Raw genomic sequence first — 20,952 nt, 5'->3', positions numbered from 1 at the left:
CCTATTTGAGGTCGAAGCCGGCGGCAGGCTGGGGCGCGGCCGCTTGCGGCTGCATGGGGGCCGTTGCCGCAGGCATTGGTGCCGCTGTGGGTGCGCTGCCTTCCATTTTTCCCTGCATGAACATGTCGCCGCGCGTCGGCTGGATGTAGCCGTCGGTGGGCAGCTTGTAGTCGGCCGGCAGCGGCTTGACCAGGTGCGGCGTGATGATGAAGACCAGTTCCGAGCGGTCCGTCTGGAAGTCCGTGCTGCGGAACAGGGCGCCCAGCACGGGCACTTCGCCCAGGCCTGGCAGGGCCTTGATATTGCTGGTCACATTGTTCTTGATCAGGCCGCCGATGGCGAAGCTCTGGCCGTCGAACAGCTGCACCGTCGTGGTGGCGCGCCGCGTCGTAAACGAAGGCAGGACGGCCGTGGCCGAGATGCCCGTGGCCGTGATGCCGATGCCGTCCTTGTTCAGGTCCGACACTTCCGGCGCCACCTTCAGATTGATGCGCCCCCCTTCGAGCACGGTGGGCGTGAATTTCACGGCCACGCCGAACTCCTTCTCTTCCAGCGTGATGGTGGGCACGCCGCCATTGTTGGTCTGGCTGACGGGGATGAAGATCTTGCCGCCGGCCAGGAAGCTGGCCTCCTGCCCGCTGATGGCCATGATGTTCGGTTCGGCCAGCACCTTGATCAGGCCATCGCGTTTTTGCGCGTCGAGGTTGAAGAAGTTGTTCTTGCTGGCGCCGCTCAAGCCGCTGGGATTGTTGCTGAGCAGACTGGACAGCAGCGAATACGACCAGCTGCCGATGGTCTTGTTGATGCCCAGGCTGGCGCCCAGCTGGTCGACCAGCACCTTCGACACTTCGGCCACTTTCACTTCCAGCATCACCTGCTGCGGCGCGGCGATCGACAGCAGGTTGATCACGCGCGGCGTGCCCGCATCGGGTGTGGCGGCGGGGGCGGGCGCGGCGGAGCCGGCCGCTGGTGCCGCGCCGGAGGTGGCGCCGCCGCTGCGGGCGCCGCGCTGCACGTAGGCGTTCGCCAGCGACAGGGCCTGGTCGGCCTTGACGACGTCGCTGACCATGCCCGACAGGATCAGGGTGTCGCCCGCCACCGTGACGTGGATCTTTTCGTTCGGCAGCAGTTCGGCCATGCGGGCCTGCAGGCTGCTGCTGTCGATGCCGACGGCCAGGTCGATGATGGTGGCGTCATTGCTCTTGTTCCAGAGGATCAGGTTGGTGGTGCCGACGGAGCGGCCCAGCAGATACACCTCGTTGGGATTGAGCAGGATGACGTCGGCGATGCGCGGGTCGCCGACGGACATGCGGCTGGCGGCGAACGGCAGGCGCATCAGGGTCGACTTGCCTTCGGCCAGGCTCATTTGCGGCGCCATCTCGGTGCGGCCGGCGCGCGATTCGCTTTGCGGCGGCGTGGCCTTGGGCCGGGCGGCGGCCCGGCTGCCGCGGGCGGTGCCCGTGTCGGCGGCAACGGCGGTGGCGGCAGCGGCGACGGGTTCGCCGCGTGCCTGGGGCGCCAGGGCGCCGATCATGGCGAGGGCAAGCGCCAGGCTGAGTACCCGGCTTCCGCTTGCTGTGCAATATGTGCTCATGGCGTGACTCCTCTGGTGCAGGTTAGAATTGTTGGGAGCTGCGTTCCAGCCCCTTGATGACATCGACCCGCGGGCCGGCCTGTGCCGTTGGTGCGGCGGCGGGACGGCGGCGTGGCAGCGGCTTGGCTTGCACCATGGCGGCGGGGGCGGCAACGGCGACTTTTTCATCGAGCAGACTGGATTTGGTGGCGCCTTCCGTGTTGACGGGCTTGTCCTCGACCTGGTTGCGCAGCACCAGCGACAGGGTGCCCACGCTGCGGGCCAGGTCGAGTTTTTCCGCCTGGTCCGGCGTCAGTTCCAGGGTCACGGCGTTGACCACCTTGGGCTTGGTGTCGTCGCGGTTCGATTCCTGGGCGATGGCCAGCACGAGTATGCGTTCGAGCACGATCTTGGAAATGTTCGGATCGCGGTCCGGCGTCTTGCGGGCTCCTTCGCCCTGGGTGTTGACGAGGATGTCGACGAAGTTGCCGGGCAGGGCGAAGCCGGCCACGCCCACCACGTCGTTGACGCGCACGGTCATGGCGCGCTTGCCTTCGGCGACGACGGCCGACAGGCCGCCTTGCGTGCCGGGAGGCGCCAGCTTGCCTTCCATGATGGGTTCGCCGTGCTGGATGCTGGTGCGCGTGACACGCGTTTCCAGCAGTTTCGGATCGTTGATGGCACCGGGCGGCAGCGCGTTCGATGGCCAGTCCACCATGCGCACCATGTCGGGCGTGAGACGTGCCCCCAGGCTGATGTCGACCTGGGCCACGGCCACCTTGTTGATGTTGCCCGAGGCTTGGGCATTGATCCAGCGCGCGGCCACGATGACCGCGGCGAACGCCAGGATGACCGCGATGGCCATCATCGTCAGAGCGCGTGCGTTTCTCATTTTGCTTCCCCTTTGTGCTGGACCGCTGCCGGTCCGTTATGTGTGCTTGCAAGGTCGTCATCGCTGCCGAAATAGTTTTGCCATGCCCAGAACAGCACTTCCGGATTGAGCTGCGCCGCGTGGTCTTCATAGCGCGCCTGGTCGCACACCTGCGCCAGGATGTCGCGTGGATAGCAGGCCAGCAGGGGTCGCCCGTACTGGCTGTGCAGGTGCAGCAGGTAGGTGTACGAGGCTTCGTCGAAATTGATGCCCAGCTGCGCGCAGGTGCTGCGGAACACGGCCAGGTAGTGGTAGGCGCTCAGGGGGCCGACATGGATCTTGTAGCCGATGCGGCGCAGGAAGGAGTCGTCGGCCAGGTGCTGCGGCGCCAGGTTCGACGAGAACACGACGATGACGTCGAAGGGCACGGGGAACTTGTAGCCCGTGTGCAGCGACAGGTAATCGATGTGGCGCGCCATCGGCACGATCCAGCGGTTCATCAGTTCCACGGGCGAGCAGCGCTGGCGGCCCAGGTCGTCGATGATGAAGATGCCGTTGTTGGCCTTCAGGTGCGGCGGCGCCTGGTACAGGCGGTTGCCCTGGTCGAATTGCAGGTCCAGCATGTCGAGCGTCAGCTCGCCGCCCGTCAGCACGGCGGGGCGCTCGGCGCGTACCCAGCGCGGGTCGGACGGCACGGGGCCGCCGCGCGACAGGGTGTGCAGCATGGGGTCGAGGAAGGGCAGCACTTCGCCGTCGACCATCACGGCATGGGGCAGGGCGATGGCGCCGCTGAGCAGGCCGTTCAGGCGCTCGGCCAGGTAGCTCTTGCCGCTGCCGGCGGGGCCGTGGAAGAACAGGGCGCGTCCGGAATTCATGGCCGCGCCCAGCTGGTCGAGCACGGCCGAACTGGCCACCACGTCGCGGAATTCGCGCTGCACATCGTCGCGGGTGACCTGCATGTCCGCCACGCTTTGCGCCAGCACCTGGTTGCTGTAATCGGCCAGGGTGACGGGGGCGGGACCGCTGTAGGCATTGCGGCGCATGTACTCGGCGGCGCGCAGGCGGCCCTGGTCGCCCAGCAGGTAGTACAGGTCGGCGTCGGTGCCGCTGCCGCCGTTGCGGCGCGCTTCGCACAGTTTTTCGGCGCGCATGAAGGTGAGCAGCGGTTCGAGCACGCCGGCGCCCAGTTTCACGTGCGTCGACAGGGCGGGCAGGCCGATCTGGCCGCGCAGGAAGAGTATCTTGACCAGCAGTTCGACCAGGAACAGGAAGGGCAATCCCGTTTCCTCGACCGTGCGTGGCGCGCGCTTGGCGGCCGGTTCGACGCCGCCGCCGTCGCTGCGTTCTGGATAGGTGTCAGGCATGATGGGTACTCCTCGCTCGGGTGGCCGGATATCAGAAGATGAAAGGCAGCAGGCGGTACTTCACCTGGCGCATGTAGACGCGATAGCGCACGTCGGCGGACAGGAAGCGCTCTTCGCGCAGCAGGCGCATCACCATCATGCTCATCGTCGCGACATAGATGACGGCGTTGGCGGGCGAGGTGTTGGACAGCAGGTAGCCGCTCAGGGAAATCAGGTAGCTGGCATACAGCGGATGGCGTATCACGCGGTAGACGCCGCCCGTCTTGATCTCGCGCTGCGCCGCCACCAGGCCGAAGCTGCGGTTCAGCGACAGCAGGCCGGCGATCTGCAGCAGGCTGCCGACGGCCAGCAGGTAGCGTGCGCCGGGCCAGATGGCCATGTCGGCGGGGGACAGCAGGAAGGGGGCGAAGGTGGCGCCGATGGCCAGCAGCCAGTCGCCCGCATCGGTCGAGACGCTGACGGGAGTCGAGCGCACGATGAAGAACAGGGCGGCCAGGGTTTCGGCGGCGCAGAACAGCAGATAGCTCCAGTCGCCGCTGTGCAGGAATCCCAGCACGTGGGCGCTGGCGAAGAACGTCCACAGGCAAGCCATGGCGATGCTGGTGAACAGGCTGGCGTGGCGCGAGTGGCAGAGGATGGCGAGGGCGTTCATGGTCAGGTCCTATGGTGGCGGGTCGTCGGAGCGGCGCGTTTCAGCGCAGGCTCCACAGGTGGTTGTATTGCAGGAACACCTGCAAGCCGGTGCCGCCGGCAATGGCGAAGGCGTAGGCCAGCTTGCCGGTGGCGGGCGGCGGTTCGGCGATCGTGGCGGCGCCGCCGGCAAGGCTGTGCAGCAGCGCGCCCAGCATCATGTGGTAGGTGTTTTTCAGCACCTGGCGCAGGCGCTGGCCCGCCAGCGCGGCGGCCAGGGCCAGCACGCCGCCGCACAGGAAGGTGAGCAGGGCCGCTTCGAGCACGGCGTCGGGGCCGAGGAAAGCGCCGCACATGGCCATCAGCTTGACGTCGCCGGCGCCCAGGGCGCGCAGCAGGTACATGGGCAGCAGCAGGGCCAGTCCGGCAGCGGCGCCTGCCAGCGCCTGCAGCAGGCCCAGGCCGCCGAAGGAAGCGTCGAACAGGCCGGCGCCCGATGGCACGAAGCTGTTGAGGATCAATCCCGCCAGGGTGCCCCACAGCACCAGCCGGTTCGGGATGCGGCGCGTGCGCAGGTCGTGCCACAGGGCGGCGGCCAGCAGGGTGGCCAGTACGGCCAGGCACAGCAGCATGGGCAGGTGGGCGTTCATGATGTCAGTCCTTCCTTGCTCATGCAGGGCGCCGTGGCCATGTGCATGGCCGGTACCGTGGCCTGGCTGCCCAGCATCCGCCCCACCAGGCGCCACACCAGCGCCGCGCCGGCCGCACCGACATAGCCGTCGAGCGCATAGTGCCAGCCCAGGTGGATGGAGCCGAGCAGGATCAGCACGGCGAAGGCGGACAGGGCGATCCCGGCGGCGCGGCTGACGTTCCAGCCCACGATGGCCATCAGCACGGCCGTGGCCACATGCATGCTGGGCATGGCGGAGATGCCCAGTTCGCCGTTCGCGCCCTTGCTTTGGTAGCCTTGCCACAGCATCTCCTGCACCTGCAGGGCCCAGACGGGGACGTGCTGGTTGGCCTCATGCAGGTAGGCCATCAGTGGCGCATACGGGTCGCTGCTGTGGAAGTGGCCGTAGTAGCAGGGGCCGACCGAGGCAAACAGCACGGCCAGGATGCTGCCCAGGGCGATCCAGGTCAGCGCAAAGCTGAGCAGGAACTGCATGCGCAGCAGCGGGCGGCGCGTGTCGAGGATGAGCCAGTACAGGATGGCGTAGAACAGGAAGAACCAGAAATGGTAGCTGAAGTTGAGCAAGCCCGTGACCAGCGGATGGCCAAGCAGCGGCTGCAGCCTTTCCCACGGCGCCATGCCGCCATGCAGCGCGGTATCCCAGGCGGACAGGGTGGTATCCCAGGTGTAGGGATGCAGGCGCGGGATGGCGCTCTTGAAGACGGTAAAGCTGGACGCGAACACGGGGATCAGCAGCATGGCCGGCAGCGCGTGCAGCAGGCGCTCGTTGCTCAGGTAGCGGCGCAGGTCGTGGTACAGATAGTGGCACAGGCGGTGCGGGCGTTTCATCACCATGACGTGGATGGTGTAGCCGCACAGAATGAAGACGGGACCCGTGAGGATGGCCACGAGGAAGCCGGCCAGCACGTTGAGGATCTCCGATGCGCTGGGCAGGCCGCCGGCCAGCAGCATCGCCGCGGCGGCGTATGGCAGCACGATCAGCAGCAGGACGCGGTGGGTGCGCAGCGAGGCGCGCAGGGCGTTCATGACAGGGCCAGGACCACTTGGTCCTTGACGTAGACAAACAGCTGCTTGACCTGGTCGCCAAGCAGGGTGATCGTGATGACCAGCACTACCGCGATCAGGCCCGCCAGCAGCGCGTATTCGATCGCTGTGACGGCGGAGTCGTCGGATAAACGGCTGAAGAGAGATTTCACGATGGGCCTCTGATAGGTAAGCAGGAAAAACTGGCCTGTGGTGCTAACTGGGCGGTAACCGGGCTGACGTTGTTCCAGCCCGGTTACCGTGTTCAGGCTGCCGCGGAGTTGGCGGTGGTCAGCTTGGTGCCGATCGTGCTGAAGGTCTTTTTCAGCTGCGTGCCGACGATGGTGATGGCGGCGATGATCACGACGGCAATCAGGGCAGCGATCAGGCCGTACTCGATTGCGGTGACGCCATCTTCTTCGCGGATAAAGTTTTTGATGAGGTTCATGACAGCTCCTGGTGGTGGTTAAGGTACAGCGGTGGATGAAACGGCATGGCGGTGTTGCTTCCTGGTGCTACGACCTGGCGCGTTCATGGACTTTCGCCCAGTGCCAGCAGTCCGATGATGCACACCACCGCCATGAGGGCCGCCACGAGCGCATAGCGGTAGAACGCAGCTTTTTCCTTGCCCTGGAAATAGGCGATCAGGGACGTCGGAAGAAACTTGTCAAGGCGCATGCTGTGCTCCGTGTCGTGGTGGGCCGTGCGGTGATTTGCACTCCGGTAAAACCACTATAGAAGTTGGCACCTTGATCTACATCAGAAGAACATCCTTTTATTGCAAGGAGGAACTGCTTGTTTTTTTCGTGACAATTGTCATGGTCGAGTCTGGCGCACATGCGTGCGCAGGGGCGCAGGCCGTGCAGCGGCTGGCGAAGGGGGAGTAGGGCGGGAGTGCGCGGCCGTGGCCGCGCAGGGTAGCGGCGGGATCAGGTGCCGGGCGGCAACTGGCCCAGCTGGTGCTTGGTGGCGTAGGCGTACAGTTCCAGGCGGTTGTACACGCCCAGCTTGCGGTAGATCGACGTCAGGTGATTGCGCAAGGTATGTTCGGAGATGAACAGCTGATCCGCCAGCAGCTTGGCCGGCGTACCGCTGCCGTGTACCAGCGCGGCGATGATCTTTCGTTCCTTGAGGGTCAGGCTGGCGATGGCGATCGCCTGCGCCGAGCCGCCGCCGGGCTGGGTCAGTTGCGTCAGCATGCGTCCCAGCATCGCGTGTTCCAGCCACAGCTCGCCCTGGTACACCTTTTCAATGGCCTTCAGGACCATTTCCGCCGGCGCATCCTTGCTGACGATGCCGCGCGCGCCCTTGAGCACCGTCTGGTCCAGGATGGCCTGGTCGTGGCTGGCCGTCAGCACCAGCACACGCGTGCCGCCGCACTGCGCCAGCGCGGGCAGGATGGCCAGCGAACTGATGCCGCCCAGGTCCAGGTCCAGCACGATCACGTCCGGCTGCAGTGCCTTCGCCTGCTCCAGCGCCTCGCTGCTGTCGGACGCCGTGGCGACCACGCGCATGCCCGAGTGTTCGCCGCCGATCAGCCGCTCCAGGCCCCACAGCATGGTCTTGTGATCGTCCACCAGCATCACGCTGATGACGTGGCTGGCCGGCGGCATGTGGCGTAAGTCATTCATATGGGGATCTCGATCTGCACGGAGGTGTTGCCCAGCATACCGTGCGTGACGCGGGCCGTGCCGCCGAGGGCGGCGGCGCGCTCGGCCAGCGAGTCGGGCAGGAAATCGGGGACGTGCGCGGCGGCGCATTCGTTGTCGATGCTGATGTGTAGCGCGCCCTGCACGCAGGTCAGCTTGACGGCGCCGTGGCGTGCCGACGTATGCTTGCGGATATTGCTCATGCCTTCGTTGACGATCTGGAATACCTCGGCTGCCAGGCGGTCGTTGATGTGCAGGTCGCCTTCGATCTGCAGGGCGATGTCGATGCCATAGAATTCGCGGATCTGCGTGGCCTGGCGGCGCAGCGCGACCAGCAGTTCCGGCTCGCTTTGCACTTGCCCGTTCTTGAATGTGCGCGCGTAGCTGCGCAGGTCGGCGATTACCTGGCCCGACATGATGATCAGCTTTTCCAGTTCCGGCAGCAGCGGATTGCCCGGCGTGGCTTCGTTGCGCAGGGCGGCCAGGCCGTGGCGCAAGCCGATATACGGCTGGACGGCCGTGTCGTGCAAGTCGCGCGCGATCTTTTCGCGCTCGCGCGAGGCCGCCTGCGACGCCAGGCGGTCGAGCAAATCGATGTTTTCAATGACGGGAAACGCCTGCGCGCCTATATGGCTGAGGAACAGGGCGTCCGTCTTGCTCATGCTGGTGGCGGAGACGATGAAGATGCGCCCTTTGCCATTGCGCAGGGGCAGCGGCGCGCTGATGAAGGCGTGCGCCTCGAGCAGTTCCGCCAGGCGGGCGCCTGCCGCGTCGTCGTGCCGCAGCCAGCGTCCGCTGTCCGGGTCGAGCATGCGCGCGCCACCTATCCACGGCAGCCACGGGCCTGCGGGCTGGTTGTACAGGGCGATTTTATCGTGCGGGAAAGCGAGCAGGGGACTGGCCGCGTCGTCGCTGAGGAGCGAGCTGGTGTGCACGACGCCCGTCGCCGTTTGCAGCACGCTGCGCAGCGACCAGACCCGGGTCCCCTTGTCCTGCATGACCAGCAGGCAACTGCGGCCGTTAAAATAACTGCGGGTTTTTTCCAGCACCGAGGTAATGGTCTGGTCGACGCCGAAACGCGGATTGGACAGCTGGCTGACATCGCGCAGCAGCGCCAGGTGGCTGCGCTGCGTGATGGCCGAACCGCCCCAGTAGGCGATCATGTAGCCGAGCGCCAGCAGGAAGGTGGTGCGCAGCAGCAGGCGCGACAGTTCCGCATCCGTTTCGCCGAACAGGGCCGTGGCGGCGAACAGGCCGGCCGAGGCCAGCGTGACGCGCGCGCCTTCCTCGAAGCCCCGCTGGAACGACGAGGTCAGGATGGCAAAGAAAAAAAACAGGAAGAATAAATTGTTATGGCTGCTGGTGGAAAACACGATCAGCGCATACCAGGCCACGTCCAGCCAATACAGCAAGATATCCTGAGGCAGGCTGAAGCCCAGGACGGCCAGCGCGTAGAGCAGCAGGCTGTGCATGGTGTAGGCGGAAAAGATCAGCCAGGTGATCTTGCTCAGCTTGCCGGCGCTTTCGGGATCGATGAACAGGGTCAGCAAGGTGGCGCTCGACAGCAGCAGGCGCATGCCGTTCACCATGGTCGTATCCATGCCGGCACCCGGCAAGCCGGATCTGAGGGGAGGATCGAGATTCACAAGCGCTCCTGGCCGTGTCCCGCATGGTGAGCCATGCGCAGGGATAGATACCACAGATAAATTCTTGTTACTGTTGCTGCAATCACTGACGAGTCTACGCACACGCCGTAAAGATGTCTACTGGAATCCTTTGCCCTGCGTTGCTTTTTTAGGCTCTGTCATCGGCAAGTAGGGGAAATGCCGGAATCTTCCTGTGGCCGTGCTGTCTGACTCTGCATACTCACTCTGCGGGAGCCAATCATGCGGCCAGCCGAATGGATCACCTTGATTGCGCAGTTTGCCCGGTTGAGCCGACGTCAGCGGCAAGCAGGCATTGCCCTGCTGCGTAGTAACCAGCCACACGGCACGACCATCGCACTGCTGGAAAATGTGGCCCAGCCGCGATTGGCCTGTCCCGCCTGCCATTCAGACCACTTGCGGGCAAAGGGGCGCTGACAAAGGCGCAGTTGCATCATTGCCTGTTGCCCGTCATCGACAAGGACGTGCTGCTGGTCACCGATGGCCATGCCGCCTACCGGGCTTTTGCGAGGGAAGCTCGTATCAGCCACCAGGCCGTCAACTTGCGCGCCGGCATCCGCGTGCAGGGCGCCGCCCACGTGCAGAACGTCAACGCCTATCACAGCCGATTACGACAATGGCTGGGGCCGTTTCATGGCGTGGCGACGCGCTACCTGCCGAACTATCTGGGATGGCGCTGGATACTCGATGCCAGGCGCATCCGCTCACCCGAAACGTTATTGAAGGCAACATTGGGCGCATTCCCACACTTGACGATGACATAGCTTTTTTACAGCGGCTGTACCATCACGCGGTTGCGCCCCGCGCCCTTGGCCAGGTACAGAGCGCGGTCGGCGGCGCCGATCAGGGCGGCGACGGCTGGCTGCTGCTGCGGATGCTGGGTGGCGATGCCGATGCTGACCGTGATGTGCTTGAGGTCATTACCCGTCTTGGCGTGGGGAATGCGCAGGCCGGCCGCATGCTGGCGGATCGTCTCGGCCATGCGCAGCGCCTGCGCCGCGTCCGTGTCTGGCAGGATGGCGGCAAATTCCTCGCCGCCATAGCGGGCCAGCAGGTCGGTAGGGCGCTGCAGCATGGCGGCCAGTTCGGCCGCCACTCGTATCAGGCAATCGTCGCCCTGCTGGTGGCCGTAATGGTCGTTGTAATCCTTGAAATGGTCGATGTCGATCATCAGCAGCGACAGGGGGCTGCCCGTGCGCATGGCGCGCCGCATTTCCTTTTCGATGGCCACGTCGAAGTGGCGGCGGTTGGCAATGCCCGTCAAGCCGTCGGCAAAGGTTTGCGAACGCAGCACCATGGTTTGTTCGCGCAGCAGCTTTTCGCGGCCCACGGCGATGGTGACATCATTGATCTGGATCAGGCAGTGGCGCGGCGAGCCGGGCAAATTGATCGGCGTGACGGCAATCGCCTGCTGCATGCGCTCCCGCCCTTCGGCCGTGCCATGCGTGTACAGGGGAAACGGCGCCTTGTGCAGGGTTTGTGACAGCAGTGACTGGAAATTGTCGCGCAGGGCCTGGGTGATGGCCGAAGCGATGCGCTTGTGGCGCAGTTCCGGATAGACGGCGAAAAAATCCTGGCCCAGCACGGCGCCGGCCCGGCACACCGAGTGGCGCGCCATCCAGTGGTTCCACAGCACGATCCGGTGCTGCTCGTCGAGCACGATGGCGCCCAGGTTGACGGCGCCGATGATGCTTTCGAGCAGGGCGAGGCGGTGCAAGGCATCCGGCATGATCGTCACGCCTGTCCCAGGACCTTGGCCAGATAGCGGCTGACCTGCTGCTTCAGGTCGTGCAAGGCGGACAGGTCGAGCACGAATGCCACATAACCGTGGATCTGGTGCTTGGACAGCACGAAGTCGATATGCAGCATCAGCACGACGGCGTCGTCGTCGTGGCCGCCGAACGAGGACAGGATTTCCGCGCTGGTGCCCACGTGGTACAGGGGCAGCGAGCCATGCAGTTCACTGTCGAACAGGTTGGCCAAAGTTCCCACGCAGGAATTGAGGATGATGTTGCCGATTTCGCTCATCGCCTCCTGTTCCATCTCCGTCAGCTCCTGCAGCGGCATGGCGTCGCCCACCATCAGGCGCACGATTTCCAGGCTTTTGTCTTCGGGGAACATCAGGATGGCTTCGGTGGCGAAGGCGCCATCGTAATGCTGGCTGACGCCGCAGATGCGTTCGCCATCCTTCTTGCTGCCCAGCAAGGCAGCCGCGTCTGCACGGTTCAGGAAGGTGATCGACGGCACCGACATGGTGACTTCTTCATTGACGATCTCGCTCATCGCGGCGGCCGCATGGCCCACCCCGATGTTGAATATCTCCACGAGGGCGTCGTTCTCGAGTTCGGAGAGATTGACCATGCTCACAGTCCCAGTGACTCGATCAGCTGGTGAATGCGCGTTTCCGTGATCGGTTTTTCCATGAAGCCGACGCCGAGTTCGCTGGCGCGGTTGCGGATTGCGTTTTGCACGTTGGCCGTAACGAGAACGATGTGTGTTTGCGGGCACAGCGCGCGCAATTGTTCCGCCGCCGCCACGCCGCCCATGCCGGGCATGTTGACATCCAGCAATATCAGCACAGGGCTGACGGTCTTGACTTTTTCCAGGGCTTCTTCACCCGTCGCCGCCTCAATCACTTGCCAGTCGGCATGTTTGCTGAGGATGAACTGATGCGACATCAAACGTGAAACCCGGCTGTCATCGACAACAAGTACCTGTTTACTGTGATTCATGTGCTATTCCTGGAACGTCATATCGGGCTATCGTGCCATTTTCGCATATTTTAAAGGGCATAGAGAGTAATCGGCTTGGGAATTGCTCTGGGGCAAAGTTTTCCAGCTTGCCTGTTGTATCCCGTCGCATGGCCCGTCATCATGGCCGGCTGGCCGGCCCGGCAATCCGTTAAAATAGCGGTATTCCTCACTTTAGCCTTTTTTTGCCATGACCCAAGACGAATTGAAGCAAGCCGTAGCCCGCGCCGCCATAGACTATGTGGTGGACGGTGAAATCATCGGTGTCGGCACCGGTTCCACCGCCAACTTTTTCATCGATGAACTGGCCAAGATCAAGGACCGCATCAGGGGGACGGTCGCGTCGTCCGAAGCGACGGCCGCCCGTCTGGCAGGCCATGGCATTCCCGTCTTCGACCTGAACGACGTCGAATCGATCGCCGTCTACATCGACGGCGCCGATGAAATCACGGCCAGCGGCGCCATGATCAAGGGCGGCGGCGCGGCATTGACGCGTGAAAAGATTGTCGCGTCCGTCGCGAAACAGTTCGTCTGCATCGCCGACGGCTCGAAACTGGTGGAAACCCTGGGCGCCTTCCCGCTGCCCGTGGAAGTGGTGCCGATGGCGCGCGCCGCCGTCTCGCGCCAGCTGGCTGCGCTGGGCGGCACGCCCCGCTTGCGCCTGAAAGCTGGCAGCACGGAAGCGTTTATTACCGACAATGGCGGCGAAATCATCGACGTGCTGGGCTTGAAAATTGCCGACCCGGTGGCGCTGGAACAGCAGATCAACCAGATCGTCGGCGTCATCGCCGTCGGCCTGTTTGCCGTGCGCGGCGCCAATGTCTGCCTGCTGGGCATGCCGGAAGGCGTGCGTACTTTGGCATACTGATACGCAGCAGAAATCCGGGGTCAGTCACTGCGTGATCGGAATGCGCCTCACTGGGGCGCATTCCCCCGCCGGGTCTGACCCCAGCCTTCACTTTGCACAGCCCGGTACACAGCCATGGTGCGCAGCAAGCCGCCGAGGAAGATGCCGCTGAAGCAGCCATAGGCGAGGCACACGGGTGCGATGAAGCCGGTCGCGTGGGCATAGGCCGGGGCGATGGCCAGGGTCACGGCCACCGCATATTTCATGCAGAAGATACTCATCATCAGGGCCAACGGCACCCAGCTGCCGGGACGCCGCACGCTGGCCCGCTCGGGTATGGCGACGATCTTGCGCGCATCGGTCAGCGTCCAGGCCAGCGCCGCACCGGCCAGGGCGCCGATTATCCAGGCGAACGGCGCCACGCCATCGAAGCCGAAACTGCCCTGCACGCCGCTCAGCGACAGCGCCAGCATCACCAGGGGAATGATGGATAGCTTGCGCAAGGTCACTTCGCGCGCCCGGCTGGCCAGCACGCCCCGGTAGACGAGAAAGCCCAGGATGGCCCAGACGTAGAGGGGAGTGTGGCTGAAGATTTGCTGCAACATGGTGTCCGCCTTGGAATGAGGTTGTCGATGGACGTACTGTGCCAGCGGGCGGCATGGGCGGCGAGCGGTGTGCGACGAAACGGGGAAGGATGGCCGTGAATCGGCGGGGGCGGGCGTGAAACGCAGGGGAAACTGCCCGTGACGTGGTCACGGGCAAGCGATAAAACTTACTCCGTTGGCGGCACGTAACCCATGGCCGCATCGGCGCCATCGCCGAAGAAATGCTTTTCCATCTGCGTGGCCAGGTATTTGCGGGCGCGCGCGTCGGCCAGGTTCAGCCGGTTTTCATTGACCAGCATGGTCTGGTGCTTGAGCCAGGCAGCCCATGCTTCCTTCGACACGGATTCGTAAATCTTCTTGCCCAGTTCGCCCGGGTACGGCGGGAAATCCAGTCCTTCGGCTTCCTTGTTGAGTTTGATGCAGTGGATCGTGCGGGCCATCTGTGCTCCTGAATCAGTGTAGAGATAAAGCGTGATTATAAGGCACTTTGCGCCGGCCCTCGCGGGGCCGTCGCGGCCTGGCGACACGCCGTTTGCCGCGCCCTTGCGCTGGATCAAATTTGATCTGCGACGCCCCAGCTAGTAAGATGCCTTATCGCGCCAGCCGCTGGCAGCGCCTCTTCCAAGCAAGTAGTAACAATTAACCAATATGGAATCCCTATGACCTCAGTGAAAGTCCATGGCATCGACGTCAGCAATACGGGCAGCTTCGCGCTGTTTGGCGGCATCAACGTGCTCGAATCGCGCGATCTTGCCATGCGCGCCTGCGAAGAATATGTGCGCGTGACGCAAAAACTGGGCATTCCCTATGTGTTCAAGGCCAGCTTCGACAAGGCCAACCGTTCATCGATCCATTCCTACCGCGGCCCGGGCCTGGAAGAAGGCATGCGCATCTTCCAGGACGTCAAGGCGGCGTTCGGCGTGCCCGTGATTACCGACGTGCATGAGCCATGGCAGGCGCAGCAGGTGGCCGAAGTGGTCGACGTGCTGCAATTGCCCGCCTTCCTCGCGCGCCAGACGGACCTCGTCGTGGCCCTGGCGAAAACCGGCAAAGTCATCAACATCAAGAAGCCGCAATTTTTGAGCCCTGGCCAGATGGCCAATATCGTCGAGAAATTCAAGGAAGCGGGCAACGATCAATTGATCCTGTGCGACCGGGGCACCTGCCTCGGCTACGACAACCTGGTGGTCGACATGCTGGGCTTTGGCGTCATGAAGAAGACGTGCGACGACTTGCCCATCATCTTCGATGTCACGCACGCGCTGCAGCAGCGCGACCCTGGTGGCGCCGCATCGGGCGGCCGCCGCCAGCAAGTGGCGGACCTGGCCCGTGCCGGCCTGGCCGTCGGCATCGCCGGCCTGTTCCTGGAGGCCCATCCTGACCCGGACAACGCCCGCTGCGACGGTCCCAGCGCCTTGCCGCTGGACCAGCTGGAACCGTTCCTGGCGCAATTGAAGGCGCTCGACGACCTGGTCAAATCGTTTGCGCCGCTGAATATCAAATAACGGTTCCAACGTAAAAAAGCCCGGCATGCCGGGCTTTTTCTTTGTTCAGGGTTACAGGGTCTTGATGAGCACCTGCGACTTGCGCTGCCAGTTGTACATATGCTGGCGGTCCTTCGGCAAATCGTCGACGGTGGCCGGCACGAAGCCGCGTTTCTTGAACCAGTGCGAGGTGCGCGTGGTCAGCACGAACAGTTTGTTCAGGCCGGCGGCGCGCGCGCGGTTTTCCATGTGTTTCAGGATGCGCTCGCCGTCGCCCTGGGCTTGCACTTCAGGATTGACGGTCAGGCATGCCATTTCCGCCATCTTTTGCGCGGGGAACGGGTACAGGGCGGCGCAGCCGAAGATCACGCCGTCATGCTCGATGACGGAGAAATAATCGATCTCGCGCTCGATCAGCTCGCGGCCACGTTTCACCAAAGTGCCGTCCGCTTCCAGCGGTTCGATCAGTTTGATGATGCCACCCACGTCTTCGATGGTGGCCTGGCGCAGGCTTTCCAGGTTTTCATGGCTGATCATGGTACCGACGCCATCATGGGTAAACAATTCCAGCAGGGCCGAACCGTCCATCGAGAACGGCACGATGTGCGAGCGCTCGACGCCGTTGTGGCAAGCCTTGACGCAATGTTTCAAATAAAACGCCGTGGCGTCGGGCAGGAAGCCGGCCATCAGCACGGCTTCGGCCTGGTGCGACGACAGTTCCCGGATTTCCACCCCCGTCGCGTCTTCCATCATTGGCGTTTCGGTAATGAAAATCAGTTTGTCCGCGTGCAGGGCGATGGCGGCGCTGCACGCCACGTCTTCCATGGTGAGGTTGAACGCTTCGCCCGTGGGCGAGAAGCCCAGCGGCGACAGCAGCACCAGGCCGTCCGAACCGAGGATGGAATGGATGGTTTCGGCGTCGACCTTGCGCGTGATGCCCGTCAGTTCCAGGTCCACGCCATCGATCACGCCCAGCGGACGCGCCGTGATGAAGTTGCCTGAAATGATACGGATGGCCGCATGCGACATCGGCGTGTTCGGCAAGCCCTGGCTGAACGCGGCCTCGATATCGAGGCGCAGCTCGCCGGCGGCCTCTTTCGCGCATTCCAGCGCGGCGATGTCCGTGATGCGCACGCCGTTGTGGAAGCGGCCTTCGACGTTACGCAGGGCCAGCTGTTCCGCCACCTGCGGCCGCGAGCCGTAGACGACGGTGACATTGATGTCCAGCGCATGCAGCAGGGACAAATCATGGGCCAGCACCTGCAGCGCCCCGGCGCTGACGAGTTCACCGGGGAAGGCGACCACGAAGGTCTTGCCGCGAAAGGCGTGGATGTAGGGCGCGACGGAGCGCAGCCATTGGACGAATTGGGTAGGGTTTTCCATTAAGCGCATTATAATTCGCTGCGCGATGTGCGCGCTTAAAATACCTGTAAAAAAACAATGTCTTCAGCCAGCAATAAGTCTTCCCCTCCTTCCAACGTTGCAAATGTGCCCGTCAGCGGGGGTGTTTCCACGTCTGCCGCCACGCCTGCGCAGGGCCGCCAGCGCCCGCCCGTGAGCCAGCAAAGGCAGCAGCCGCCGCGCGCGGAGCAGCCGAAAGAACAACAGCGGCAGCAACAGCAGCAGCGCGCGCCGCGCGAGGGACAGGATGGCCGGGAAAGCCGGGATGCCGCCCGCGCCGCGCGCGAAGCGGAAAAGGCGTTCCGCAACCCGCTGCCACCGATCACGTATCCGGAAGACTTGCCCGTCTCGGGCCGGCGCGAGGAAATCGCCAAGGCCTTGATGGAAAACCAGGTCATCATCGTGTCGGGCGAGACGGGGTCCGGCAAGACGACGCAACTGCCGAAGATTTGCCTGGAACTGGGACGGGGACAGAAAGGCCTGATCGGCCACACGCAGCCGCGCCGCATCGCCGCCTCGTCGACGGCCAAGCGCATCGCGCAGGAACTGGGTACGCCCTTGGGCGAAACGGTCGGTTTCAAGGTGCGCTTTGCCGACACCCTGACGAAGGGCGCGTCCGTCAAGCTGATGACGGACGGTATCTTGCTGGCCGAGACGCAGACCGACCCGTTGTTGAAAAATTACGACACCATCATCATCGATGAAGCGCACGAACGCAGCCTGAACATCGACTTCCTGCTCGGCTACCTGAAACAGCTGCTGCCGCGCCGGCCCGACCTGAAAATCATCATCACGTCGGCCACCATCGACGCGGAACGTTTTGCGCGCCATTTCGGCACGCCGGAAAAACCGGCGCCCGTGATCGAAGTGTCGGGCCGTCTGTACCAGGTGGAAGTGCGCTACCGTCCCGTCGAGCGCGAACAGGTGGCCATGCCCGGCTCGGGCGCGAACGCCGACAAGCCAGGACAGAGGACGGCCGCCGCGCGTGAAAAGCGCGACCTGATGGATGCCGTCGTCGATGGCGTGGAAGAGCTGTGCCGCATCGGTTCGGGCGACGTGCTGGTGTTCTTGCCGGGCGAGCGCGAAATCCGCGACTGCGCCGAAGCGTTGCGCAAGCACCATCCGCCGCACGTGGAGATTTTGCCCCTGTTCGCCCGCCTGTCGGCCGAAGAGCAGGAACGCGTTTTCAAGACCAGCAATGCGCGCCGCATCGTGCTGGCCACCAACGTGGCGGAAACCTCGCTGACCGTGCCCGGCATCCGCTACGTGGTCGACGCGGGCCTGGCGCGCGTGAAGCGCTATAGCTACCGCAATAAAGTGGAGCAATTGCAGGTCGAGCCGATCGCCCAGTCCGCCGCCAACCAGCGCGCCGGGCGTTGCGGCCGCGTGGCCGACGGCGTCTGCATCCGTTTGTACGAAGAGCAGGATTATCTGCTGCGCCCGAAATTCACGGAGCCGGAAATCCTGCGCTCCTCGCTGGCCGCCGTCATCCTGCGCATGAAGTCCTTGCACCTGACGGACGTGGAAACCTTCCCCTTCATCGAGCCGCCGCTGGCGCGCGCGATCGCCGACGGTTACCAGCTGCTGCAGGAACTGGGCGCCGTCGATGAAGTCAATAAACTCACGCCGCTGGGCAACAAGCTGGCCAAGCTGCCGCTGGACCCGCGCGTGGGCCGCATGATACTCGCCGCGCTCGATAACGCCTGTCTGACGGAAGTGCTGATCGTCGCTTCGGCCCTGTCCGTGCAGGACCCGCGCGACCGCCCGATGGAACACCAGCAGGCGGCCGATGAGGCGCACAAGAAATTCGCCGATGAAAAGTCGGAATTCTTGAGCTACCTGAAAATCTGGCGCTGGTTCGAGTCCGCCATCGAGCACAAGAAAACCAACCGCCAGTTGCAGGACAATTGCCGCACGAATTTCCTGTCGCAGATGCGCTTGCGCGAATGGCGCGACGTGCATTCGCAGTTGCTGACCATCGTCAAGGAGCAGGGCTGGCGCTTGAACGAAGCGCCGGCCACCTACGACAACCTGCACATGGCCTTGCTGACCGGTTTGCTGGGCAATATCGGTTTCAAGGGCGAGGACGAGCCGGGCGCCGGCTATCTGGGCGCGCGCGGCATCAAGTTCCATATCTGGCCCGGTTCCTCGCTGCTGAAAAAACCGGGCAAGTGGATCATGGCGGCCGAACTGGTCGACACGACGCGCCTGTACGCGCGCTGCGTGGCGCAGATCCAGCCCGAGTGGCTGGAGAAAGTCGGCGTGCATTTGCTGAAGAAATCGTGGGGCGAGCCGCGCTGGGAAAAACGTTCGGCGCAGGTAACGGCGTCCGAGCGGGCAACGTTGTATGGCCTGGTGGTGTACAGCCAGCGCCGCATCAACTACGGCAATTTCAACTTGCCGGAAGCGCGTGAAATCTTCATTCGCGACGCGCTCGTCGGCGGCGACTTCGACACGCGCGCGCCTTTCTTTGCGCACAACCACAAGCTGATCAAGGACATCGAAAACCTTGAACATAAATCGCGCCGCCTGGACGTGCTGGTCGACGATGAACTGATCGCCGCCTTCTACGACAAGCTGCTGCCGGCGGACGTGTGCAATGGCGCCGGTTTCGAGAAGTGGCACAAGGAAGCCACGCGCGACAATCCGAAGCTGCTGTATTTGAACCGCGAAGAGCTGATGCGCCACGAGGCGGCCGGCGTGACGACCGACCTGTTCCCGAAAACCATGTCCGTGACGGGCCTGGAAATGGGCCTGACGTACCACTTCGAGCCGGGCAGCGTGCGCGATGGCGTGACCTTGAGCGTGCCGCTGTATGCCTTGAACCAGTTGCCGCGCGAGCGTTGCGAATGGCTGGTGCCGGGCATGCTGAAGGAAAAAGTGCATCTGCTGTTGAAATCCCTGCCGCAAAAGCTGCGCCGTCACTGCGTGCCGCTGCCCGATTACGCCGCGAAATTCTGCGAGCGCGTGCATGCAGCGAGTGTGTTTGGCCGCGGTGACCTGGTCGACGCCATCATTCTTGATATCCGCACGCAGATCACCATCAACGTGCTGACGACGGACTTCAAGCCGGAAACCCTGCCTGCCCATCACTTCATGAATTTCAAGGTGATCGACGAGCATGGCCGCCAGCTCGACATGGGCCGCAACCTGGCCACCCTGCAAGCGGAATTCGGCGGCCAGGCGCGCCAGAGTTTCCAGAAGCTGGCCGAAGTATCGGGCGTGTCCGGCACGGGCACACCGGGTGCCAAGGTGGCGGGCGCGCAAGTGGCGTCGCGGCTGCAGGCGCAAGCGCAGGGCGCCGCCGTCAACGCGGCGGCGGGCAAGGGGGGCGCGCCGGCCAAGGGCGCAGCCGCTGCGGCCGCGCCGGCGTCAGGCAACGCCACCGTCTCGCAGCACATGGGCTTGACGGCCTGGACCTTCGGCGAATTGCCGGAGCTGCTAGAAATCGTGCAGGGCAAGCTGACACTGATCGGTTTCCCCGCGCTGGTGGACAAGGGCACGCATTGCGACCTGGAAGTGTTTGACGACCCGACCGTGGCCGCCCGCACGCACAAGATCGGTTTGCGCCGCCTGTTCGCGCTGCAAATGAAAGAGCAGATCAAGTACGTCGAGAAAAGCATTCCCGGCCTGCAGCAGATGGGCATGCAATTCATGGCCCTCGGTTCGCAGGAAGAGTTGCGCGAGCAAATCATCAACAAGGCGCTCGATATCGCCTGCCTGCAAGATCCGCTGCCGCTGGATGCCGCCTCGTTCGCCAAGCGCCAGGCGGAGGGCAAGTCGCGCCTCGTCTTGCTGGTCAATGAAATCGCCCGTTTGCTGTCGCAAGTGCTGACGGAATTCCACGGCTTGCCCAAGCGCCTGCAAAATATCCCGGCCGCGGCCGCCACCGATATCCAGTCGCAGCTGCAGGGACTCGTACATAAACGCTTCCTGACGGAAAACGAGTACACGCAGCTGGCGCATTTCCCCCGCTATCTGAAGGCGATTAACGTGCGCCTGGAAAAGCTGCGCGCCGACCCTGCGCGCGACACCAAGCTCATGGCCGAATGGCAATCGGCCGCCGCGCCGTATCTGCGCCAGGCCAAGGACCGCCAGGCCGGCAAGAACACGGACCCGAAACTCGTCGACTTCCGCTGGATGCTGGAAGAGCTGCGCGTGTCGCTGTTTGCGCAGGAATTGCGCACGCCGATGCCGGTGTCGGCCAAGCGCCTGCAAAAGGTATGGGAGTCGATGCAGCGGTAGGTCGGATTAGCGCGTCCGAAGGGCACGCGTAATCCGACAATATCGTTGGCGCGACGGTGGATAGGGTTAGCGGTGCCAGCCGGGTTAACGGTTTGGCGGTTTAGTGGTGTTAATAGTGTCGCCGGTGGTGTCGGATTACGCGGCTGCGCCGCTAA

At 63.8% G+C, this 20,952-nt stretch carries 20 protein-coding genes and 1 pseudogene; 4 read left to right on the top strand and 17 right to left on the bottom strand.

Going from position 1 to position 20,952, the window contains the following annotated elements:
• Position 1: 1 nt before the first annotated feature.
• From BLU39_RS05875 to BLU39_RS05830, 11 genes are all read right to left on the bottom strand, one after another.
• Positions 2-1,594, bottom strand: coding sequence for a type II and III secretion system protein family protein (locus BLU39_RS05875; RefSeq protein ID WP_092710894.1), 1,593 nt, complete (start codon positions 1,592-1,594; stop codon positions 2-4).
• Between the two features lie 22 nt (positions 1,595-1,616).
• Positions 1,617-2,465 carry a Flp pilus assembly protein CpaB gene (gene cpaB / locus BLU39_RS05870; RefSeq protein ID WP_092710891.1) on the bottom strand — a complete coding sequence of 283 codons (849 nt, stop codon included), beginning with the start codon at positions 2,463-2,465 and terminating at the stop codon, positions 1,617-1,619.
• Positions 2,462-3,808 carry an ATP-binding protein gene (locus BLU39_RS05865; protein ID WP_198511202.1) on the bottom strand — a complete coding sequence of 449 codons (1,347 nt, stop codon included), beginning with the start codon at positions 3,806-3,808 and terminating at the stop codon, positions 2,462-2,464. Before BLU39_RS05865 ends, cpaB begins: the two co-directional genes overlap by 4 nt.
• A gap of 31 nt (positions 3,809-3,839) precedes the next feature.
• Complete coding sequence (locus BLU39_RS05860; RefSeq protein WP_092710888.1) at positions 3,840-4,460, bottom strand: methyltransferase family protein; 621 nt, start codon at positions 4,458-4,460, stop codon at positions 3,840-3,842.
• A 40-nt stretch (positions 4,461-4,500) separates the two neighbouring features.
• On the bottom strand, positions 4,501-5,088 hold the full coding sequence (locus BLU39_RS05855) for an A24 family peptidase (protein WP_198511201.1): 588 nt from the start codon (positions 5,086-5,088) through the stop codon (positions 4,501-4,503).
• Positions 5,085-6,155, bottom strand: a complete 1,071-nt coding sequence (locus BLU39_RS05850; RefSeq protein WP_092710885.1) for a phosphatase PAP2 family protein — start codon at positions 6,153-6,155, stop codon at positions 5,085-5,087. The genes BLU39_RS05855 and BLU39_RS05850 overlap by 4 nt, the downstream gene beginning before the upstream one ends.
• A complete protein-coding gene (locus tag BLU39_RS05845; RefSeq protein ID WP_092710882.1) occupies positions 6,152-6,325 on the bottom strand; it encodes a Flp family type IVb pilin in 174 nt (57 codons plus the stop codon). The genes BLU39_RS05850 and BLU39_RS05845 overlap by 4 nt, the downstream gene beginning before the upstream one ends.
• A gap of 92 nt (positions 6,326-6,417) precedes the next feature.
• Positions 6,418-6,600, bottom strand: coding sequence for a Flp family type IVb pilin (locus tag BLU39_RS05840; protein WP_092710879.1), 183 nt, complete (start codon positions 6,598-6,600; stop codon positions 6,418-6,420).
• 83 nt (positions 6,601-6,683) lie between these two features.
• Positions 6,684-6,830 carry a hypothetical protein gene (locus tag BLU39_RS28520; protein ID WP_157808810.1) on the bottom strand — a complete coding sequence of 49 codons (147 nt, stop codon included), beginning with the start codon at positions 6,828-6,830 and terminating at the stop codon, positions 6,684-6,686.
• Positions 6,831-7,081: 251 nt separating this feature from the next.
• Entirely contained in the window at positions 7,082-7,783 is a 702-nt protein-coding gene (locus tag BLU39_RS05835) for a response regulator (RefSeq protein WP_232731176.1), read from the bottom strand.
• Positions 7,780-9,447 carry a sensor histidine kinase gene (locus BLU39_RS05830; protein WP_139178178.1) on the bottom strand — a complete coding sequence of 556 codons (1,668 nt, stop codon included), beginning with the start codon at positions 9,445-9,447 and terminating at the stop codon, positions 7,780-7,782. The genes BLU39_RS05835 and BLU39_RS05830 overlap by 4 nt, the downstream gene beginning before the upstream one ends.
• A 467-nt stretch (positions 9,448-9,914) precedes the next feature.
• On the opposite strand from BLU39_RS05830, the pseudogene BLU39_RS28890 reads away from it, so the two are divergent.
• A pseudogene (locus BLU39_RS28890) lies at positions 9,915-10,229 on the top strand (IS1595 family transposase); the annotation flags it as partial.
• Between the two features lie 5 nt (positions 10,230-10,234).
• Here the strand turns inward: BLU39_RS28890 and BLU39_RS05820 are convergent.
• Genes BLU39_RS05820 through BLU39_RS05810 form a run of 3 tightly spaced genes read right to left on the bottom strand, consistent with a single transcriptional unit; the run spans position 10,235 to position 12,197 of the window.
• Positions 10,235-11,194: a GGDEF domain-containing protein gene (locus BLU39_RS05820; RefSeq protein ID WP_175539229.1), complete on the bottom strand. Its 960-nt coding sequence runs from the start codon at positions 11,192-11,194 to the stop codon at positions 10,235-10,237.
• A 5-nt stretch (positions 11,195-11,199) separates the two neighbouring features.
• A complete protein-coding gene (locus tag BLU39_RS05815; protein WP_092711326.1) occupies positions 11,200-11,826 on the bottom strand; it encodes a chemotaxis protein CheC in 627 nt (208 codons plus the stop codon).
• A 2-nt stretch (positions 11,827-11,828) separates the two neighbouring features.
• The gene (locus tag BLU39_RS05810) at positions 11,829-12,197 is read right to left on the bottom strand and encodes a response regulator (protein ID WP_092710869.1); all 369 of its coding nucleotides are present in this window, start codon (positions 12,195-12,197) and stop codon (positions 11,829-11,831) included.
• A gap of 208 nt (positions 12,198-12,405) precedes the next feature.
• Between BLU39_RS05810 and rpiA the strand changes: the two genes are divergently transcribed.
• A complete protein-coding gene (rpiA, locus tag BLU39_RS05805) occupies positions 12,406-13,083 on the top strand; it encodes a ribose-5-phosphate isomerase RpiA (RefSeq protein ID WP_092710866.1) in 678 nt (225 codons plus the stop codon).
• Positions 13,084-13,130: 47 nt separating this feature from the next.
• Here the strand turns inward: rpiA and BLU39_RS05800 are convergent, their stop codons facing one another.
• A complete protein-coding gene (locus tag BLU39_RS05800) occupies positions 13,131-13,667 on the bottom strand; it encodes a DUF6622 family protein (protein WP_092710863.1) in 537 nt (178 codons plus the stop codon).
• 167 nt (positions 13,668-13,834) lie between these two features.
• Complete coding sequence (locus tag BLU39_RS05795; protein ID WP_034750797.1) at positions 13,835-14,107, bottom strand: oxidative damage protection protein; 273 nt, start codon at positions 14,105-14,107, stop codon at positions 13,835-13,837.
• Between the two features lie 219 nt (positions 14,108-14,326).
• Here BLU39_RS05795 and kdsA point away from each other — a divergent pair, with 219 nt between their 5' ends.
• Complete coding sequence (kdsA, locus tag BLU39_RS05790; protein ID WP_034750794.1) at positions 14,327-15,172, top strand: 3-deoxy-8-phosphooctulonate synthase; 846 nt, start codon at positions 14,327-14,329, stop codon at positions 15,170-15,172.
• Between the two features lie 51 nt (positions 15,173-15,223).
• On the opposite strand, the gene argA is transcribed toward kdsA, so the two are convergent.
• Positions 15,224-16,534 (bottom strand): amino-acid N-acetyltransferase, encoded by a 1,311-nt coding sequence (argA, locus tag BLU39_RS05785; RefSeq protein ID WP_046685875.1) that lies wholly within the window; start codon positions 16,532-16,534, stop codon positions 15,224-15,226.
• 57 nt (positions 16,535-16,591) lie between these two features.
• On the opposite strand from argA, the gene hrpA reads away from it, so the two are divergent.
• Complete coding sequence (gene hrpA, locus BLU39_RS05780; protein ID WP_092710860.1) at positions 16,592-20,797, top strand: ATP-dependent RNA helicase HrpA; 4,206 nt, start codon at positions 16,592-16,594, stop codon at positions 20,795-20,797.
• Positions 20,798-20,952 lie beyond the last annotated feature (155 nt).

Origin of the sequence: Janthinobacterium sp. OK676, from assembly GCF_900103595.1 — a bacterium.
GTDB lineage: Bacteria > Pseudomonadota > Gammaproteobacteria > Burkholderiales > Burkholderiaceae_D > Janthinobacterium.
Note: the sequence above shows the minus strand (reverse complement) of the source record. Positions and strands in the feature narration are given on the sequence as shown.

Bases quoted from the DNA above. Each gene is read 5' to 3' on its own strand.
- BLU39_RS05875 (WP_092710894.1), bottom strand. From the start codon at position 1,594: ATGAGCACATATTGCACAGCAAGCGGAAGCCGGGTACTCAGCCTGGCG.
- cpaB (WP_092710891.1), bottom strand. From the start codon at position 2,465: ATGAGAAACGCACGCGCTCTGACGATGATGGCCATCGCGGTCATCCTG.
- BLU39_RS05865 (WP_198511202.1), bottom strand. From the start codon at position 3,808: ATGCCTGACACCTATCCAGAACGCAGCGACGGCGGCGGCGTCGAACCG.
- BLU39_RS05860 (WP_092710888.1), bottom strand. From the start codon at position 4,460: ATGAACGCCCTCGCCATCCTCTGCCACTCGCGCCACGCCAGCCTGTTC.
- BLU39_RS05855 (WP_198511201.1), bottom strand. From the start codon at position 5,088: ATGAACGCCCACCTGCCCATGCTGCTGTGCCTGGCCGTACTGGCCACC.
- BLU39_RS05850 (WP_092710885.1), bottom strand. From the start codon at position 6,155: ATGAACGCCCTGCGCGCCTCGCTGCGCACCCACCGCGTCCTGCTGCTG.
- BLU39_RS05840 (WP_092710879.1), bottom strand. From the start codon at position 6,600: ATGAACCTCATCAAAAACTTTATCCGCGAAGAAGATGGCGTCACCGCA.
- BLU39_RS28520 (WP_157808810.1), bottom strand. From the start codon at position 6,830: ATGCGCCTTGACAAGTTTCTTCCGACGTCCCTGATCGCCTATTTCCAG.
- BLU39_RS05835 (WP_232731176.1), bottom strand. From the start codon at position 7,783: ATGAATGACTTACGCCACATGCCGCCGGCCAGCCACGTCATCAGCGTG.
- BLU39_RS05820 (WP_175539229.1), bottom strand. From the start codon at position 11,194: ATGCCGGATGCCTTGCACCGCCTCGCCCTGCTCGAAAGCATCATCGGC.
- BLU39_RS05815 (WP_092711326.1), bottom strand. From the start codon at position 11,826: ATGGTCAATCTCTCCGAACTCGAGAACGACGCCCTCGTGGAGATATTC.
- BLU39_RS05810 (WP_092710869.1), bottom strand. From the start codon at position 12,197: ATGAATCACAGTAAACAGGTACTTGTTGTCGATGACAGCCGGGTTTCA.
- rpiA (WP_092710866.1), top strand. From the start codon at position 12,406: ATGACCCAAGACGAATTGAAGCAAGCCGTAGCCCGCGCCGCCATAGAC.
- BLU39_RS05800 (WP_092710863.1), bottom strand. From the start codon at position 13,667: ATGTTGCAGCAAATCTTCAGCCACACTCCCCTCTACGTCTGGGCCATC.
- BLU39_RS05795 (WP_034750797.1), bottom strand. From the start codon at position 14,107: ATGGCCCGCACGATCCACTGCATCAAACTCAACAAGGAAGCCGAAGGA.
- kdsA (WP_034750794.1), top strand. From the start codon at position 14,327: ATGACCTCAGTGAAAGTCCATGGCATCGACGTCAGCAATACGGGCAGC.
- argA (WP_046685875.1), bottom strand. From the start codon at position 16,534: ATGGAAAACCCTACCCAATTCGTCCAATGGCTGCGCTCCGTCGCGCCC.
- hrpA (WP_092710860.1), top strand. From the start codon at position 16,592: ATGTCTTCAGCCAGCAATAAGTCTTCCCCTCCTTCCAACGTTGCAAAT.